Origin of the sequence: Streptomyces sp. NPDC049837 (genome assembly GCF_040674455.1) — a bacterium.
Lineage (GTDB): Bacteria > Actinomycetota > Actinomycetes > Streptomycetales > Streptomycetaceae > Streptomyces.
Genome location: NZ_JBFAMP010000019.1, coordinates 47,862 through 66,867, shown reverse-complemented (window position 1 = coordinate 66,867; position 19,006 = coordinate 47,862). Strand labels below are relative to the sequence as shown.

General features: G+C 73.1%; 7 protein-coding genes. 6 read left to right on the top strand and 1 reads right to left on the bottom strand.

The genetic code is table 11. From position 1 onward, the window contains the following. Positions 1 to 189: 189 nt before the first annotated feature. Positions 190 to 1,917 (top strand): 3-hydroxyacyl-CoA dehydrogenase family protein, encoded by a 1,728-nt coding sequence (locus AB0J57_RS33620; protein ID WP_366132190.1) that lies wholly within the window; start codon positions 190 to 192, stop codon positions 1,915 to 1,917. A 62-nt stretch (positions 1,918 to 1,979) separates the two neighbouring features. Here the strand turns inward: AB0J57_RS33620 and AB0J57_RS33615 are convergent, their stop codons facing one another. Further along, a complete protein-coding gene (locus tag AB0J57_RS33615; RefSeq protein ID WP_366132189.1) occupies positions 1,980 to 4,664 on the bottom strand; it encodes an AAA family ATPase in 2,685 nt (894 codons plus the stop codon). Positions 4,665 to 5,075: 411 nt separating this feature from the next. Here AB0J57_RS33615 and AB0J57_RS33610 point away from each other — a divergent pair, with 411 nt between their 5' ends. The 5 genes from AB0J57_RS33610 to AB0J57_RS33590 all read left to right on the top strand — a co-directional run bounded on the left by AB0J57_RS33610 (position 5,076) and on the right by AB0J57_RS33590 (position 18,904). Further along, positions 5,076 to 6,296, top strand: coding sequence for a beta-ketoacyl-[acyl-carrier-protein] synthase family protein (locus tag AB0J57_RS33610; RefSeq protein WP_366132187.1), 1,221 nt, complete (start codon positions 5,076 to 5,078; stop codon positions 6,294 to 6,296). Positions 6,297 to 6,462: 166 nt separating this feature from the next. Next, on the top strand, positions 6,463 to 7,593 hold the full coding sequence (locus AB0J57_RS33605) for a cytochrome P450 (protein WP_366132186.1): 1,131 nt from the start codon (positions 6,463 to 6,465) through the stop codon (positions 7,591 to 7,593). Next, positions 7,590 to 9,932, top strand: coding sequence for a beta-ketoacyl synthase N-terminal-like domain-containing protein (locus AB0J57_RS33600; RefSeq protein WP_366132185.1), 2,343 nt, complete (start codon positions 7,590 to 7,592; stop codon positions 9,930 to 9,932). The genes AB0J57_RS33605 and AB0J57_RS33600 overlap by 4 nt, the downstream gene beginning before the upstream one ends. Continuing rightward, positions 9,925 to 16,959, top strand: coding sequence for an SDR family NAD(P)-dependent oxidoreductase (locus AB0J57_RS33595; RefSeq protein WP_366132184.1), 7,035 nt, complete (start codon positions 9,925 to 9,927; stop codon positions 16,957 to 16,959). Before AB0J57_RS33600 ends, AB0J57_RS33595 begins: the two co-directional genes overlap by 8 nt. Next, a complete protein-coding gene (locus tag AB0J57_RS33590; RefSeq protein WP_366132183.1) occupies positions 16,943 to 18,904 on the top strand; it encodes an amino acid adenylation domain-containing protein in 1,962 nt (653 codons plus the stop codon). Before AB0J57_RS33595 ends, AB0J57_RS33590 begins: the two co-directional genes overlap by 17 nt. Positions 18,905 to 19,006 lie beyond the last annotated feature (102 nt).

Genomic DNA, 19,006 nt, shown 5'->3' with positions numbered 1-19,006 from the left:
AAGGTCGGCGTGCTGTGCCTCGCCCCCGAGGAGGGCATGGGCGTGAAGAACCAGGAGATGCGGGACAAGCACATCGACGCCATCAACCGCTTCCGCGCAGAGGAAGGCTGACCAGGGCCAGGGCCAGGGCCAGGGCCAGGCACCCAGGGCCAGGCACCAGGGGACGACACAGAGAGGAACACGCACGTCATGGGGCGAGGGCGTTCGGTCGTCGGCGTGGTCGGACTCGGCTCGGTCGGAGAACCCCTGTTGGGCATGGTGCGCGCCGCGGGTCACCACGCTGTCGGGGTCGACACCGGGCTCGATGTCCTGGCCCGGGTGGACCGCCGGATGAAGGCGGCGGAGGCCGCGGACGGCGCCGCCGGCACGTACACCCTCACCAACGAGATCGCCGCACTCGGCTATGCCGACCTCGTGGTCGAAGCCGTGCCCGAACTCCTGGCCGTGAAGACCGCGGTGCTCAGGGGGCTCGACAGCGTCTGCTGGGACCGCACCGTGCTGGTCACCACCACCGCACGGCTGCCCCTGACGCGTCTGGCCATCGCCTCCGGCCGGTCGGCCGCCACCCTCGGGCTGCGGATCCTGCGGCCACCCGCGCCGGGCCGGGGCGTGGAGCCCGTCCGTACGGCGATGAGCGCCGAGGACGCCGTTGCCGCGCTCGATGCCCTGGTAGCTCGGCTCGGGCTCGTACCGGTGGCCATCGGCGGACGGCCCGCGGCCGAAGCGGCAGCGCTGCTCCACGCCTTCCTCAACCGCGCCGTCACCCTCGCCGAGGAGCGGCACGCGTCCCAGGAGGACATCGACACGGCGATGCGGATCGGCTGCGGCCTGCCGACGGGCCCGCTGCGCCTCCTGGATGAACTGGGCCTGGACACCGTCCACACCGCCCTCGCCCGTTTATTCACCAAGACCGGCGACCCGCGATTCCGGCCCGCTCCGCTGCTGTCCTCCCTCGTGGACGCCGGGCTGCTGGGCCGCAAGAGCGGCCAGGGGTTCTACACGTACGACGACCTCGGCCGCCCATGCCCGCAACACTCCGCCGCTGCCGCTCCCGTCGTCACCGCCCCGGCCGGGGAGAGTGGCGGGCCGAACGCCGGCGCCGTGCGACGTGTCGGCATCGTGGGGTCAGGTACCGGTGCGCGCACCATCGCCGATGCCGTCGTCGCGGCCGGACTGACCGCTGTGGTGGCCCACGGCCCGGAAGGGGGGACGGCCGCACGGCGGGCCTGCGCGGCCGACGCGTACCGGCCGCTCGCCGACTGCGATGTGGTGATCGAGGCCCTGGCGGAACCGGCCCTCATCAGCGACTTGTTCGCCACCCTCGGCGTCGTGTGCCGACCGGGCACGCTCCTGGCCACGGCGTCCCCGGACGTGTCCGTGGCCGCCTGCGCGCAGGCCTCCGGGCGACCGGGTGACGTGCTCGGTCTGCGCTTCTCCGGCCCGGTCCCCGCCACCCGGTTGGTGGAGCTGGTTCGCACCCGGTCCACCAGCGACCGCGCGGTCGGCACCGCGCGAGCGTTCTGCGAGCGCCTCGACAGGACCGCGATCACCTCCTGGGACCGACCCGGGACCGTCGTCCACCGGCTCCTCTTCCCGTACCTCGCACACGCGGTGGAGCTGCTGGACCACCCCGACGCCGACGCCCGGTCGACGGACGCGGCGGTCGAAGGCGGCTTCGGGCATCGGATGGGCCCCTACACGATGCTCGACACCATCGGCCTGGACGCCTCCCTCACCGCCCTGCGACGGCTGCACGACGCGTACCCGGAGACCGACGGCCCGCCGCCGCGCCTGCTGGAACAACTCGTGGCGCGGGGGGCCCTGGGCCGCACGAGCGACCACGGCTTCCGGCGCACGCCGACCGGCGACGGCCCTCGCTCCCCCGACTCCGGCTCCGATTCCGGCGCCGTCGGCTGACTCGCCCGGTCAGGCGCCCGATCCCCCCGGCTCACCCCGATCCCGCCTGCTGACCAGCCCGGTCAGGCGCCCGGCGCGGTCCGGCCCGCCAGTGCCGCGGGCAGCCCGGCACGGCCGCGTACCCCCAACTTCTGGTAGGCGCGGGTGAGATGCTGCTCGACCGTGCTCGCGGTGACGAAGAGCTTCTCGGCTATCTCCCGGTTGGTGTAGCCCTGCGAGGCCAGGAGGGCTACCCGCCCCTCGGCCTTGCTGAGTTCCTCACCGGCCCTGGGGCCGGACCGCCTGCCCGGAAGCGGGCGGTCGGAGGAGGCGTCGGCGCCGAGCTGTTCGAGAACGCGCAGCGACTCCTCACGCATCCACCGGTTCGCCGTGCTCTGCCGTGTCAGCTCCTCGGCGAGCAGTTCCCGCGCCTGCGCCGGGCTGTCCAGCGCGATCAGTGCCTCGGCCGCGTACGCCCGCCAGGACAGGGCCGTCGACACGTCCAGCCGCCACGCCGCCATCAGGTCCCGGCACGCGTGGAAGTCGCCCAGGGCGGCGTGGTAGCGGCGTACCGACAGGTGATAGCGGCCTCGCGCCTGGAGGTAGTGCAGCCCCGGCAGCGTCTGGAACATCGCCTCCGGCACAGGCATGCGGAAGCACTCGGCGGCTGCCTCGGTGTCGCCTTGCGCGGTGCACGCCAGCACTTTGGCCGCCAGGGGTACCCCGATGGCGATGCCCCAGGAGGCCGGCGGCAGCAGGGTCAGCGCCTCGTCCGCCCGCCGCCGGGCGACGTCGGCGTTGCCCAGCCGGCTCTCCACGGCCGCGCTGGCCGCCGCGAGGAAGGCCCGCACCGTGGGCGCGCGCCGCTCAGCACTCCGTACGAGCTGGTCGCACCACTCCGCGGCGCGGTCCAACTGCGCCGCGTGCATGAACGTCGCCAGTGCCGCGACCGCCGGGGCCACCGGCGGATCGTGCAGCAACACGCCCTGGAGCAGTCGTTCCGCGGTCTGGAGCACCCGTCCGGTGGGCCCCTCGGCCATCAGCGTGTACAGCACCAGCGCACCGTCGGCCTGTGGGTCCACCGCTCCGACGCTGCGGCCCAGTGCCATCTCCTCCAGGGCGGCACTGTGCCGGTACCGGGCGCCCAGCGCGGGATACGCGTGCGCGAACCAGACCCTCATGGTCTCCAGCCGCGCCAGGGACTCTTCGAGCAGCTCCTCCTCGGCCCCGTCGAGGGCGGCGAACAGCGCGTCGGCCTCCGCCGGTCTGCCGTGCCACAGCAGATACCCGATCAGCCGGATGCTCTGCCGCTGGTCCAGCCGCCCGTGACGGTGGGCGTCCAGCAGTGCCTCCAGGTGCCGGCGTACGGAGCCGGGGTCCACCTCCCACTCCGCCTGGGCGAGTTCGGAGCGCACGCTCGCCGCCGACTCCGGGTCCGGGCACGCGTCCTTGGCCACCCGCAGGCAGGTGATCGCCCAGTCCGGGGCGTTGTCCCGCAGCGCCTGCGCGGCGCTGTCCCGCAGTACGGACAGGGCCCAGCTCTCGGCGAGCGGGCCTCCCGCCACGAGGTGCCTGGCCACCTCGCCGGACGTGTCCCCGTCCTCGTACAGGAACCGCGCGGCACGGTGGTGGAGTACGGCACGCTCCTCCGGCGCCATGTCCGCCAGGGCGGTGGTGCGCGTCCGGTCCAGGCGGTAACGGCCGTTCGCGGTCAGGCCCAGCGCGTCGAGCGTGGCCAGGGCCCGCGTGGCCGCACCCACGGGCAGGCCCAGCAGCCGCTCCAGGTCTCCGGGTGGTGCCGTGTCGCCCAGGACGGCCAGGCCGCGGGCGGTGCGCAGCGTGTCGTCGTCGAGCTGGCCGAGCAGGTACCTGACGGCCAGTTCCCACGCGTCTCCCGCCACCGGGGCGACCGCCGCTTCCGGCCCCGCCTCAGGGGCCGCGTCGTCCCTGCCGGCCGGACCGTGCGGGGCCGCCGCCGCGGCGTCCCGGTCCTGGAGCAGCGCCCGTAGCAGCAGCGGACTGCCACCCGAGGCGTGCAACCAGCGGGGCGCGGCGGCACGTGCGGCCTCCTCGCCGAGGCGGACGGCCAGTTCGGAGACGGCCCCGGCGGGGGAGAGGCCCGCCAGGTGGAGCAGTTCGCAGTGCGGGGTGCGGACGAACTCGGCGGTGAGCGCGGAGGCCGCGTGGGGCGCGGGGGAGCGCTCGGCGAGCACGACGAGCACGGGCGTCGACGCCACCCTCCGTACCAGATACAGCAGGGACTCCAGCGAGGGGGCGTCGATCTCATGGACGTCGTCCACGGTGACGACGAGCGGCTGGTGCTCGGCGAGACGCTGGGCGAGGGCCTGGAAGCGGTGGACGGCCGACGCCTGGCCGTGGCCGGCTGCCTGGCCGTGGCCGGCCGCCTGGCCGTGGCCGGCCGCCTGGCCGTGGCCGGCCGCCTGGCCGTGGCCGACCGCTTCGCGGTGGCCGGCCGGCTCGCCGTCGGTGTGCGGGGTGCCGGCGCCGCCGGTGGCCGGCAGCCCGCCGGCGGCCACGGTGAGCTGGTCGATCACACCCATGGGGAGCGAGCGTTCCGCCCGGGACGCGACGGCGGAAAGGACGACGGCCCCCAAGGCGCGGGCATGGCGGCGGACATGGTGGATCAGTGTGGTCTTGCCCATTCCCGGGGTGCCGACCACCAGCGCCGCTCTCCCCGTGCCGCTCCGCGCCTGTGCGAACAGTTCCTCCAGGACATGCCGCCCCTTGGATCCGTCCACCAACTCCACCGATGCCTCCTTACAGACCGCCGACGCTCCGTGCCGCGCAGCGCGACCAGGTAGATCAAAACACGGGCGAGGGGTGGTCCAAGAGAGCGTGTGCCCGGGAGCGGCGGCACGCAGGACGGCCGGGCGGGCCGTCCCGGGGCGTGGCCGGTGGCCGGTCCCACGGCGGATACCGCGGCTGTCCGGAATGCTCCTCCCGTACCCGTGCGCGAAGGGAAGTGGGTCGCATGGAAGCGGTCGCATTACGCGCCGGGTTCCCCACCCCCTTACCGCTTTTTCGGCACCCCCTAGTGGGGCTGACGGTATTGATCAGGGGTGGTGAATAGGGGGGTGTTCGTGCCCCCCTATTCGCGCTGATGACAAGGGAATTGAAAACTTGCCAATGGGCTGGCCGGGTGGCTAGCGTCCTGGGCCATGCAGAAAGCGATCGACGTATGGGCAACCGGTCTCGGGGCCATGACTCCCATCGGTGCCGACATGGCCACCACATGGGCGGCGATGCGGTCCGGGGACAACGGAATTCAGGCGCTGAAGGAATCATGGGCCGAGCCGCTGCCAGTACGCCTCGCCGCTCAGCTCCCCGTGAACCCGGCCGACGCGATGAAGCGCACCGAGGCGCGCCGCCTGGACAGGTCCGAGCAGATGGCGCTGGTGACCGCGCGGGAGGCGTGGGCGGACGCGGGGAGCCCCGACGTCGACGGGGAACGCCTCGCCGTCGTCCTGGGCACCGGCATCGGGGGCGTCACCTCCCTGCTCGGCCAGAACCAGGTACTGGAGACCTCAGGGCCGCGCCGGGTCTCGCCGCACACCGTTCCCATGCTGATGGCCAATGGCCCGGCCGCGTGGGTCAGCATGGAGCTCGGCGCGCTCGCCGGCGCCCACGCACCGGTGAGCGCCTGCGCGTCCGGCGCCGAGGCCCTCGCGCTCGGCCTGGACCTCATCCGGGCCGGCCGGGCGGACGTCGTCGTCGCGGGCGGTGTCGAGGCCAGCGTCCACGCCCTGCCGCTGACGGCGTTCGCGCAGATGACGGCGCTGTCCAAGCGCAACGACGACCCCGAGCACGCGTGCCGCCCGTTCGACGTCGGCCGCGACGGCTTCGTCCTGGGTGAGGGCGCGACCGTCGTCGTCCTGGAGCGCGCCGACCACGCCCGCGCCCGTGGCGTGTCCAAGCCGCACGGTGTCCTGCTCGGTGCGGGCGTCACCTCCAGCGCCTCCCACATCACCGCCTCGGACGTGGCCGGCCAGGTCCGCGCGATGCGGATGTCCCTCCGGGACGCCGGGGTCACCGCCGCCGACATCGGCCACGTCCACGCGCATGCGACGTCCACCCCCCAGGGCGACGTGGCAGAGGCCCGGGCCGTCGCCGAAGCCATCGGCACGCACCCGGTGGTGACGGCGACGAAGTCCATGACGGGCCACCTGCTGGGCGCCTCCGGAGCCCTCGGCGCGGTGGCCGCCATGCTCGCGCTGCGCGATGGAACCGTCCCGCCCACCCGCAATCTGGACGAACTCGACCCCGACGTGCCGCTCGACGTCGCCGCCGGCCGGGCCCGCACCGGTAGCTGGGACGCCGCGCTCGCCAATTCCTTCGGCTTCGGCGGGCACAACGTGTCACTGATTCTCGGACGACCCTAGAAAGAGTGAAATGGCAGGCCGTGACGCACCCGGTGGGTGTCCGACAGACGCACCCGATGGGTGCCCGATAGCACTTGACCAGGAATTCTACGCAGAGCCCCATCGGGTGTACCGAACCGTCAGACGGGATGGGAACAAGCCGCGGGAAATCGTTCTGACGACGGGAATGGCTTACCTGCCGCCCGGCCTGAAGGCCTGGCTCGTCACCTCGTACGAGGACATTGAATTCGTTCTCCAGGACCCGCGATTCCGCAAAAGCATCGACCGGGCCATGCCGCTTTTCGCGGCGCATTCCGCCGGCGGTGCCGAGGGCGCGGGCGGCGGGGCCCGTTCGTCCCTGCTCTACGACAACATGGCGAACAACGATCCGCCGAAACACACCCGGCTGCGCAAGCCCCTCAACGCGACCTTCACCGCCCGGTCCGTCGCCGCGCGGAGGGATGACATCCGCCGGTGCGCACACGAAACGCTGGACGCCGTGGCCGGATCCGACGGCTTCGATCTTGTCCAGGATTTTGCCTTTCCTTTCTCCATATCGGTGATCTGCCGCACTCTCGGCGTGCCGGACGAGGACCGGGGTACCTTCCACGGCTGGGTCCAGACCATCACCGGCGATGCCACGCCCGAGGCGCTGCGGCGGGACGCCGGCCGGATGACCGAGTACCTGCGGGGGCTCATCCGGGCCAGGAGAGAGGCTCCCCGAGAGGACGTTCTGAGCCACCTCGCCACGTCCCTCGACGAGCCCGAGGCCGTCGCGCAGGCGTACGCGCTGCTCGCGGCCGGCTACGAGACCACGGCGAACCTCATCACCACCGGCTTCCTGACACTCGACGCCCACCCCGGGCAGCGCGACCGGCTGTGGGCCGACCCCACGCTGGTGCCGGGCGCGGTCGAGGAGATGCTGCGCCACCAGTCGCCCTTCAACCTGTCCCTCTACCGCTACGTCACGGAGGAGGTGCGGCTGAACGGGGTGACCATCCCGGAGGGGGCCATCGTCTTCCTCGCCTTCGCGGCCGCGAACCGCGACGACCGCCGGTTCGACGACCCGGAGCGTTTCGACATCGGCGCGCCCCGCCGCGAGCACCTCGCCTTCGGCGGCGGTATCCACAACTGCATCGGCAAGCACCTGGCGCGTCTCGAAGTCATCGTCGCCTTCGAGACGCTCATCGAACGCTGTCCGGGGCTACGGGTGTCCCAGCCCGCCGCCGCCCACGAGTGGAAGGCCAGCCCCACCTTCCGGGGCTTGCGGCACCTGTGGGTCGGGCCCGGCCCGCTACCGGGGAGGGACGCGGCGTGACCTCTGTACCGCACCCCGTCGGTGACCGTCCGGCGCCCATCGCCGTCATAGGCGCGTCCTGCCGCTTCCCGGGCGCCGGGGACCCGGCCCACTTCTGGCTGAACCTGGTCGGCGGCGTGGACAGCGTCGGAGCCGTACCGCCGCACCGCTGGACCGACCGCCCCCACGGGGCCGCCGCGGCGGACACCCCGGCGAACAGCACCGTCCCGGCGGTGCCGGCCGCCCGTCGTGGCGGCTTCGTGGACGACGTCGAGGGCTTCGACGCGGGCTTCTTCGGGATCTCGCCACGCGAGGCCCGCTCCATGGACCCGCAGCAGCGCCTCCTGCTCGAACTCGCGTGGGAGGCCCTGGAAGACGCCGCCATGCCGGCGGCGGAGGTGCACGGCAGCCGCTGGGGCGTCTTCGTCGGCGCCTCCGCCGACGACTTCCGCCTCACGTACCTCAGCTCCGGCGCCCTGGACCGGTTCGGCCACACCGGCAGCAGCCGCTGCATGCTCGCCAACCGGGTCTCCCATCACTTCGGGTTCCGCGGCCCCAGCGAGGTCGTCGATACCGGCCAGTCCTCGTCGCTGGCCGCCGTGCACCGCGCGCTGACCGCGCTGCGGACCGGTGAGTGCGAGGCGGCCGTCGTGGCCGGAGTCCACCTCAACCTCCTCCAGCGCGTCACCGACCAGATCGACCTGTGGGGCGGTCTCTCCCGGGACGGTCACTGCCGCACCTTCGACGCCCGTGCCGACGGTTACGTACGCGGCGAGGGCGGCGGCTGTGTCGTACTCAAGCCGCTCGACGCCGCGCTGCGCGACGGTGATCCCGTCCAGTGCGTGGTCCTCGCCGGCGCCACCAGCAATGACGGTGGACGTGGCGGGCTCACGGTCCCCTCGGCCGACGCCCAGTACGAGGCGATGACCGCCGCCCGCGCCGCCGCCGGAGTGGCCCCGGCCGACATCGTGTACATCGAACTCCACGGCACCGGCACACCCGTGGGTGACCCCGTCGAGGCGCGCGCCGTCGGTGCGGCCGTCGGCCGGGGCCGGCCAGAGGGCAGCCCCGTACGGGTGGGCTCGGTGAAGACGAACATCGGGCACCTGGAATCCGCCGCGGGCATGGCCGGATTCCTCAAGGCGTGCCTGATGCTGCGGTACGGGCAACTCCCGCCGACCCTGCACCACAGCGCGGGCAACCCGGCCATCGCGTTCCGCGAACTCAACATCGACGTCGTCACGAGGCTGGAGAACCGGCCGTTCAGGGACGGCGAGGCCGTCGGCGTCAGCTCGTTCGGCATGGGCGGCACCAACGTCCACGTGATCCTGGGCCCCGCGCCGGCGGCCGCGCGTGAGCGGCTGGACGGCGCGGAGGATGAGCCCACCGTCTGGTGCCTGTCCGGGCGTACCCCCCAGGCCGTCCGGGAGCTGGCGGCGGCGTTGCTGGACCACCCCTTCCCGGCCGGGCGGCCGCCGGTCGGCGCCGTGGCCGGGGCCCTGGTGCGCCGTACCCACTGGGAGCACCGCGCGGCGGTCGTGGGGTCCGGGTGGCCGCACTTCCGCGAGGGTCTGGCGAAGGTGGCCGCGGGCCACGGCTTCGCCGTCCCCGCCGACTGGCTTACCGCGGGCGGAGCCGACGGCGTGCGGTGTGTGGAGGCCGCGAGCGCCTACGTCCACGGCGGTGACAGCGCCTCGGTCCGCGCCCTGGTGGGCGACGGGCCGCGCAGGGCACTTGGACTGCCGACCTACCGCTTCAGCAGAGAAACGTTTCCTCTTCCGGGCGGGACCGCCCCGGCCGCACCGGAGCCGGACGCACCACCCGCGCCCGTACGGGAGGCACCACCCGCGCCCGTCCGCGACGCATCGAGCGGATCCGAGCCTCCGCCCCCTTCCGACCCTCCGTCCCGTTCCCAGCCCGGGACCGCACCGGCCGGCGAGCCCGGCCCGGAAACCATGGCCGGGCGGAAGACCGCACCCGGACCGGCGACCGAGGCTGAAGCCGGACCGCAGGCTGAAGCCGGACCGCAGGCTGAAGCCGCACCGGAGACCGAAGCCGCACCGGCGGCCCCGTTCCGCGCGACGTGGCTGCGGACCGCGCCCGGTGCCGACCGCGAGTGGCTCGTGCGCTCCGTACTGGAGCGCGAACTCGCCGTCGTGCTCGGCGGATCGGTTCCCCGGCTCGACCCGGACCTGTCCTTCACGGACCAGGGCATCGACTCGATGTCCCTCATCGAGTTCCTCGACCGCATCGTCGACGCGACGGCCCTGGACCTGTCCGAAACGGTCCTCTTCGACCACCCCACCCTCAGTGAACTGGCGCAGCGCGTCGACAAAGAGATGGAGTCCGAGCATGGCTGAGATGGCCGAGTACGACGCGACACGCGACGCCATCGCCGTGATCGGGATGGCTTGCCGCTATCCCGGCGGGGTCACCAGCCCCGAATCCCTCTGGGAACTCGTCCGGGACGGCCACGACGCCGTGGGCGACTTCCCCGCCAACCGCGACTGGCACACCGAGGACCTGTACGACCCCGCCTACGTCCGGCAGGGCGGCTTCCTGCACGACGCGGACACCTTCGACGCCGCGTTCTTCGGCATCCGCCCCGCCGAGGCCAAGGCCATGGACCCGCAGCAGCGCACCCTGCTCCAGGTCACCTGGGAGGCCATCGAACGCGCGGGCATCGTGCCGTCCTCCCTCAAGGGCTCCCGCACAGGGGTCTTCGTCGGCCTGATGCCCAACGAGTACGGCATGCCGCTGTGGAAGTGGCAGGAGGAGACCGCCGGTTTCATGGGCACCGGCACCTCGCCCAGCGTCGCCTCCGGGCGCATCGCCTATCTGCTGGGTCTGGAAGGCCCCGCGCTCACCATCGACACGGCGTGCTCGTCCTCCGGCGTGGCCATCCACACGGCCGTACGCTCGCTGCGCAGCGGGGAGACCGACCTCGCCTTCGCGGGCGGCTGCACCGTGCTGGCCGGGCCCGGGATGTTCGTCGACTACGCCCGCAAGCAGGCGCTGTCGCCGGACGCGCGCTGCCGCACGTTCTCCGACGCGGCCAACGGCACGGTGTGGGCCGAAGGCGCGGGCGTCCTGGTCCTGGAGCCGCTGGCGAAGGCCAAGCGGCTCGGCCGGACCATCCTCGGCGTGATCCGGGGCACCGCGGTGAACCAGGATGGCGCCAGCAACGGTCTGACCGCCCCGAGCGGCCGTGCCCAGGTGAAGGTGATCAACCAGGCGCTGGCCGACGCCGGGCTCGGGCCGGAGGACGTCCAGCTCGTCGAGGCGCACGGCACCGCCACCAAGCTGGGCGACCCCATCGAAGTCAACGCCATCCACGCCACGTACGGGCAGGGCCGGCGCGACGAGCCGGTGTGGCTCGGTTCGTTCAAGTCGAACATCGGCCATTCCATGGCCGCCGCCGGTGTCGGCGGTGTGATCAAGTGCCTCACCGCGATGCGTGCCGGGGAAATGCCCCGCACCATGCACGTCGACGGCCCGCTCAACTCCCACGTCGACTGGTCGGGGACCGTGGAGGTGCTGCGGCACAACCGCGACTGGCCGCTGCGCGCCGGGGTCCGCCGGTGCGCCGTATCCTCCTTCGGCGTCAGCGGCACCAACTCGCACGTCATCCTGGAGAGCTGGGAGGAGGACCGGGACGACGCCGCACCCGAGGACGACGGCGCGGACCGTCCCGCTCTGCTGAAGCTCTCCGCCAAGACACCCACCGCGCTGCGCGCCTACGCCCGGGCCGTGGCGGACCGGATCGCCACGGGCACCGCCTCACTGTCCGCCCTCTCCCACGTACTGCGCACCGAACGCGAGGACCACGACTGCCGTGCCGTCCTCCTCGGCACGGGCCGCCCGCAGTTGGCCACCGCGCTGCGGGAGTTCGCGGACGACGTCGACGGCGACGGCCCCCAGGGCGTCGACCGTACCGGGGGCCTGGAGACCGCCACAGCGGCTGCCGTACACGGCGAGGCACGCCGTATCCGCCGGCCCGTCTTCGTCTTCCCCGGCCAGGGCTCCCAGTGGCCCGGCATGGCCGCACGGCTCCTGGTCGAGTCCCCCATCTTCCGGCAGCGCGTCGAGGAGTGCGCCGCCGCCTTCAAACCGCACCTGGACTACGACCTCATGGCCGTGCTCCACGGCGAGGACACCGGCGTCGACCTGGAGCGCACCGACGTCATCCAGCCGCTCCTCTTCTCCATGATGCTCGGCCTCGCGGCCCTGTGGCAGCATGCCGGGATCGAACCCGCGGCCGTGGTCGGTCACTCGCAGGGCGAGGTGGCCGCGGCCTGCCTGGCCGGCGCCCTTGACCTGGAGCAGGCGGCCGAGGTCGTCGCCTGCCGCAGCCGGGTCCTGGAGCACCACGGCAGGGGCGGGATGGCGGCCGTCGCCGCCTCCGCCGACGAGACCACCGCCCTCCTCGCCGAGGCCGGTGCCGATCTGGTGATCGCCGCCACCAACGGGCCGTCCTTCGTGATCCTCTCCGGAGACGACGAGCCCGGCCTGGCGCGGCTGTTGGACCTGTGCGACAGCCGTGGCGTCTACGCCCGCCGCGTCCCGGCCAAGTGCGCCTCCCACTCCCCGGTTGTGGAGGAACTCGAAGACCTCGTCACTGAGGGGCTCGTTGGGATCACGGCCCGCGCCTCCACCGTCCCCGTGTTCTCCACCGTGGAGGGCCGCCGCATGCGCGGCGATGAACTCGACGGTGCGTACTGGTACCGCAACCTGCGCGGGCGCGTGCGGTTCGCCGAGACCATCGAGGAGATGGCCTCGCACGGCTACGACGCCTTCATCGAGATCAGCCCCCACCCCGTGCTGACCGGCTCCCTGGAGGCCATCCTGGGCGGTACGGCCGGCCGTGCGCCGGTGTGCGGCACGCTCAAGCGCGACCAGGGCACCTGGGAACGCTTCCTGATGTCCGCCGCGACGGCGTACGTGCAAGGTCACCCGGTGGACTGGAAGCGGCTGCTGCCCGTCCCCGACTCCGTCACGGCCACGAGCCTGGCCACGGCGCGTGCCGAGCTTCCCACCTACCCCTTCGAGGGCAGGCGGTTCTGGCTGCCCTCCGAGCCCGTCCCGGTCTCCGCGCGAGCCGCGCGGCCGGCCTCGGCGCAGGCCACCGCCGAACCCGCCGCGCCACAAGCGAGGGGAACGGTCCGCGACGGCGCCCACCCCTTCCTCTCCTCCGTCGTCGACACCCCCGACGGCACGGTGGTGATGAGCGGCCGCCTGTCGATCCGCAGCCACCCCTGGCTCATGGACCACCGCGTGGAGGACACGGCCCTCCTGCCCGGCACCGCCTTCATGGAGCTGCTGCTGACCGCGGGGCGTGAACTGGGCTGCGGGGGCATCGACGAAATGCTGCTCAGCGACCCCCTGATCCTGCCGATGGACGGCTCGCCCGTCGACGTCCAGGTGACCGTGGAGCCCGCCGACGCGCGGGGCGCCAGAGCGGTGACCGTGCACTCCCGCAAGGCCGGCAGCGACTCCTGGCAGCGCCACGCCGACGGGGTCCTGGCAGTACCCGGGCAGCAGCCCGCTCCCGCAGCCGCCGACCCGGCCCTTCCGCACGGCGCCGCCATCGTGGACAAGGACGCCATGTACGCGCGGCTCCGCGAGCGCGGGTACGGCTACGGCGAGGCGTTCCGGGGTGTCCGCTCCGGCGCGCACCGGGGCGACGACGTCCATGCGGCCGTGGCCCTGCCCGCCGCCGCGCTCGTCAACCACAGCGGCTTCGCCGCGCATCCGGCACTGACCGATGCCGCACTGCACGCCGCCGTCGCCTGCGGGATGCTGGGCGAGCCCGCCGCGGGCCGCATCGCCGTGCCCTTCGTCTTCCACGGCGTACGCCTCGGCCCCGCGACGCCTGGTGAGACCTGCCAGGCGTTCGCCCGCCGGGTCGGCGACGACGCGATCTCCCTCACCCTGACCGCCGACGACGGTACGGTCGTGCTGGCGGTCGAGCGGATGGTCGTACGCGACCTGGACCTCGCCCGCGCCACCCATCCGAGCCCGGACCGGGACCTTGCGGCGGACCTCGACCTGGACCGTGCGGGGCTGTACACCGTCGCCTGGGAAGAGGCGACCCGTGCCGGTGCCGGGTCCTCCGATGCCGGCACGCCGCGCCTGTGCGTGGTCGGCGGGGGAGAGGGCCGGCTGCCGGGCCTGCTCCGTGACGCCAACCGCGGTGGCATCTCGGTCGCCACACTCGACGAGGCGATCATGATCGTTTCCAGTATCCCGGGCGACTGGCAGGTCGTCGTCCCGTCACCGGAGGGCGAGGACGACCCGGCGACCCAGCTCCACGCCTCCGCGCAGCGCACGCTCGACACCCTCCAGACCTGGCTGCGCGCCGAGGACCTGGAAGGCCGCGCGGTGCTGACCTTCGTGACGCGCGACTCGGTCGCCGTACCGGGCGACGAGACGTTCGCCCTGGGCGACAGCGCGGTCTGGGGCATGGTGCGCTCCGCGCAGACCGAGTGCCCCGGCCAGTTCCGGATCGTCGACGTCGACGACAGCGCCCTAAAGTCGGCAGACCCGCTCGTACGGGCGCTGTCCCGGACCGAACCGCAGCTCGCCGTACGGGCCGACCGTGTGCTGGTGCCGCAGCTCACCCCGCACACCGCACCCGCCGCCGGCGGTACGGCCGGCGCGCCCGACTTGAGCGGTGGCACCGTCGTCATCACCGGCGGCACCGGCACCCTCGGCCGCGCCATCGCCCGTCACCTGGTGTCCCGGTGGGGCACCACCTCGCTCGCCCTGATCAGCCGCAGCGGCGAACGGGCCCCCGGCATCGGTGAGTTCTGCGCCGAGATGGCCGGCCTCGGTGCGACCGTACGGGTCCTGGCGGCCGACGTCGCGGACGCGAACGACGTACGGCGAGCCCTCGACGAGGTCCGCGCGAACGGGCCGGTCACCGGCGTCGTCCACGCGGCGGGTGTGCTCGACGACTCCACCGTGGCCAACATGACGCCGGACCAGCTCCATGCTGTCCTCCGCAGCAAGGCCGACTCCGCCCTCCACCTCGATGCGGCGACCCGGGACGACCGGTTGAGCTGCTTCGTCCTCTTCTCCTCCCTCTACGGCGTCCTCGGCGGGCCGGGCCAGGCCAATTACGCGGGAGCCAACACCTTCCTGGACCAGTTCGCAGCCCTCCGCCGTGCCGAGGGGCACCCGGTGCACGCCGTCGCGTGGGGGCTGTGGGCCGAGGCGACCGGTATGACCGGCCACCTCGACGAGGGGGACCTGCTGCGGCTGCGTCGCAACGGCGTCGCGCCGTTCGCCACCCAGGACGGACTCGCGCTCTTCGACAGCGCACTCACCAGCGGCACCGCGGCACTGGTGGGGGCCCGGCTGGCCTTCCCCGACGAGGACACGCCAGGCCCGGTCGACGGACCCTTCCTGCTGTCCGCCCTCACGCAGCGGCGCCTTGGTGGGCCGGCCCGGGGCGGCCGGAGCCGGACCGCACCCCAGCAGGCCCACCGTTCACCGGTCGCCACGGCAGCCGCGCCATCCGCCGTCCCCGCTTCCGCCCGGGTCGTGGACGGCGCTGACCAGGCCCCGGCCCCTGCCCCGGCGGCCGGCTCGAAGGGCGCCGGTTCCGGTACCGAGGCGGTTCGCGCCCTGCTGGAGTCCCCCGACACGTCGGCGGACCAGCGGATCGCGGCCCTCCTCGGCGTCATCAAGGACCATGTCGCCGCCCTGCTCGGCACCAAGCCCGACCGCGTGGACGCCCAGCGGTCGTTCTACGAGATGGGCTTCGACTCGCTGACGTCGATGGAGCTGCGCAACCGGATCGGCCGCGGCCTGGGCGTACGGCTCGGCGCCACCGCCGTCTTCGACCACCCGAGCCCCGAGGAGCTGGCCCAGCACGTGGCCGAGCTCTTCGCACCCCAGCCCTCCGCCCCCGCCCCGGAACGGGCTGAAGCGGCCTCCGCCTCCGACTCCGCCACGGACGCCGTAGCGGATCGGGCGTCCCAACCGGCCGCCGAAGCCGCGCCCGAGCGGGCCGTGGCGCCCGAGCGGGCCACCGCGCCCGAGCGGGCCGGGAGGCCGTCGCGCCCCGACTCGCCCCCGTTTCCCCTGACCAAGCTCCAGGAGGCCTACCTGGCGGGCAGGGCCGGTGACTTCGAGCTGGGCAACGTCCCCACGGTGTTGTGCATCGAGGTCGACCTGACCGGCTTCGACGTCCGGGCGGCGGAGGACGCCTTCCGGCGCCTGGTGGAGCGGCATGAGATGCTGCGCGCCGTGTTCGACCCGGCCGGGCACCAGCGGGTGCTGGGCGAGGTGCCAGGGTGGTCCATCCCCGTCGAGGACATCCGGCGGCTGACCGCCCAGGAGCGTACGGCCCGGCTGGCGCAGATCCATGATGAGGTGACATCCCACACCTTCGACACCACCCGCTGGCCGCTGTTCCTGATCAGGGCCACGCGCGTGGACGACACGGTCACGCGGCTGCACGTCGCCATCGACGTACTGATTTCGGACGGGGCGAGCAGCACCCTGCTGTTCAACGAGTGGGCCCGGCTCTACCGTGACCCGGACGCCGAACTCCCCGCCCCGGTCGGCTCGTTCCGCGACCACGTGGAGGCGCTGCGGGAGTACCAGGCCTCGGACACCATCGAACCGAGCCGGACCTACTGGCGTGAGCGTGCCGCGTCGTTGCCGCCCGCCCCGGAACTCCCGCTGGCCGTAAAGCTGGCAGAGATCACCCGGCCCGTCTTCGGCAACCGCTTCATCCGGGTAGAACCGGACGACTGGGACCGTTTCAAGAAGAACGCGGCCGCCGCCGGAGTGACCCCTTCCAGTGCCGTCCTCGCCGCCTACTGCCAGGTGCTGGCCACCTGGTCGAGGACGCCGGACTTCACGCTCACCGTGCTCGTCTCGCACCGGGGCGCGGTTGGTGCCACGGCCATGTCCGACGTGGTGGGGAACTTCTCCTCCACGAACCTGCTGGAGGTACGGGTCGACCAGGCCGCGCCGTTCCGGGAGACGGCGGTTGCCGTGCAGCGGCAGCTCATGCTCGACATGGAACACACCGCATACACCGGTCTCGACGTCCTGCGCGACCTGAGCCGGCTGGACGGCGAGGCGGGACGGGCCCGTATGCCGGTCGTCTTCAACAGCACGCTGGGGGGCCAGACGCACTCCGCCACGGGGCCCGAGGCGGGCCCGGTGGGTGCTCTGTGCCTGATGGGCGACTCGGGGACGCCGGTATGGAGCGGGGTGCGGACGCCGCAGGTCATTCTGGACCACCAGGCGTTCGAGGAAGCCGGTGCACTGATTCTCAACTGGGACGTCGTCGAGGAGGCCTTCCCCGAGGGCGTCGTGGACGGCATGCTCGCCGCGTACGAAGGGCTGATCCGTGAACTCTGTCGTTAAGTCCGCCTGGGCGGAGCCCGTCCGCCTTCCCTGCACGGGGCACGGCGCGCTCACCGCGGCCGGCACCCCGGACAGCCCCGAGCCGGCCGCCGGCGAACCGCTCGTACCGTTCCCGGCGGACGCGCTACTGCACCACGCCGTCGTGGCCCGGGCCACGGAGACCCCGGACGCGGTCGGGGTCATCGCCCCCGGGCGCACCCTCACCTACCGGGAACTGGCCACCGAATCGGCCCTGCTGGCGCACCGGCTCGCCGACGCGGGCACAGCCCCCGGGTCGCTGGTCGCCGTGGTGATGGAGAAGGGCTGGGAGCAGGTCGTGGGCTGCCTCGGCGTCCTGCGCGCCGGTGCCGCGTATGTGCCCGTCGACCCGCACTGGCCGGCCGCGAGGATCGCCGCTGTGCTCGCCGCGGCAGGGATCGGCCAGGTCCTCACCCAGCCCGGTGTGCGTTCCACCGTGGCCTGGCCCGAGGGGACCGAGGTCTTCGAGGTCACCGCGGTGACAGGGCCCGACGTGCCCGCCGACCTCCCCGACGGCCCCGATGTCACGGTGTCGCCGGACGACCTGGCGTACGTCATCTACACCTCCGGATCCACCGGCGTGCCCAAGGGCGTGATGATCGAGCACGGCCCGGCCGTCAACACCGTCCGCGACGTGAACGACGAACTGTCCCTCACCGCCGAGGACCGGGTACTGGCGCTGTCCGCGCTCCACTTCGACCTGTCCGTGTACGACATCTTCGGCCCCCTGTCGGCCGGCGGCGCCGTTGTCATCCCGGCGCCGGGCGACGAGCGGGAACCGGGCAACTGGCTGCGCCTGATGACCGACAGCGCGGTGACGGTATGGAACAGCGTCCCGGCCCTCATGGCCATGCTGTGCGCCCATGTCAACGGTGAGCAGCGGCCTCCGTCGAGCCTGCCGCCGCTGCGTGCCGTCCTGATGAGCGGCGACTGGATCCCCGTCTCACTGCCCGACGAGGTGCGGGCGTTGTTCCCGAGCGCTGTCCAGTGGAGCCTCGGCGGCGCCACCGAGGCGTCGATCTGGTCGATCTGGCACCGCATCACCCCCGAGGACCGCCACCTCACCTCCATCCCCTACGGCACATCGATGCGCGACCAGCGCGTCTTCGTCGCCGACCCGCTGCTGCGTCCCCGCCCGTACTGGGTCACCGGCGAGATCTGCATCGCGGGCGCCGGTGTCGCCCGCGGCTACCTCGGCGACGAGGAACGGACCCGGCGCAGCTTCGTCACCGATCCCGCCGGCGGTGGCCGCCTGTACCGCACCGGCGACTGGGGGCGGCTCCTGCCGAACGGGGAGATCGAGTTCCTGGGACGCCGTGACGACCAGGTCAAGATAGGCGGCCACCGGATCGAACTGGGCGACGTGGAGGCGGCCCTGCTGAGCTGCCCAGGGGTCCGTGCCGCCGTCGCCACCGTCCACGGCGAGCGCGGCCGAACCCGCCTGACCGCCCACGTCCTCCTCCAGCCCGGCGTCACCCGCTCCGGAGCCGCCCTCCGCGGTGACCTGGAGCAGCGCCTGCCCACCTACATGCTCCCGTCGGCGGTGTCGGTCCGCGACACCTTCCCACTCACCCCCAACGGCAAGGTGGACCGCGCCGCGCTGGCCCAACTGCCCGACGAGGCGGCCACGGACGCCCTCGACACCGCCGTCCCCGAAGGCCCGGCGGATGCCGAGGAGCAACTGCTCCTCGACATCTGGAGCGACTTCTTCGACGTACCGGACCTCTCGGTAACCGACAACTTCTTCCAACTCGGCGGCGACTCCCTGCGCGCGGTACGCCTCGTCTCGGCCATCCGCCGCGAAACCGCAACGCCCATGCCCGTCGCCACCCTCTTCGCCCGCCCGACAATCCGCGCCCTGGCCCAGTGGCTCCGCGGCGCCCACGAGCCGGAGGCCACAACCCGGAAGGACGCAACACCCGCCTGACCCTCTCCGAGCGGCGGTTCGTGCCGGCCGGGCCCACGGCCTTGGCCGGCACAAACCGCCCGTCCGTATCCGCCGATGCCGCGCAAGAAAGCAAAACCCACC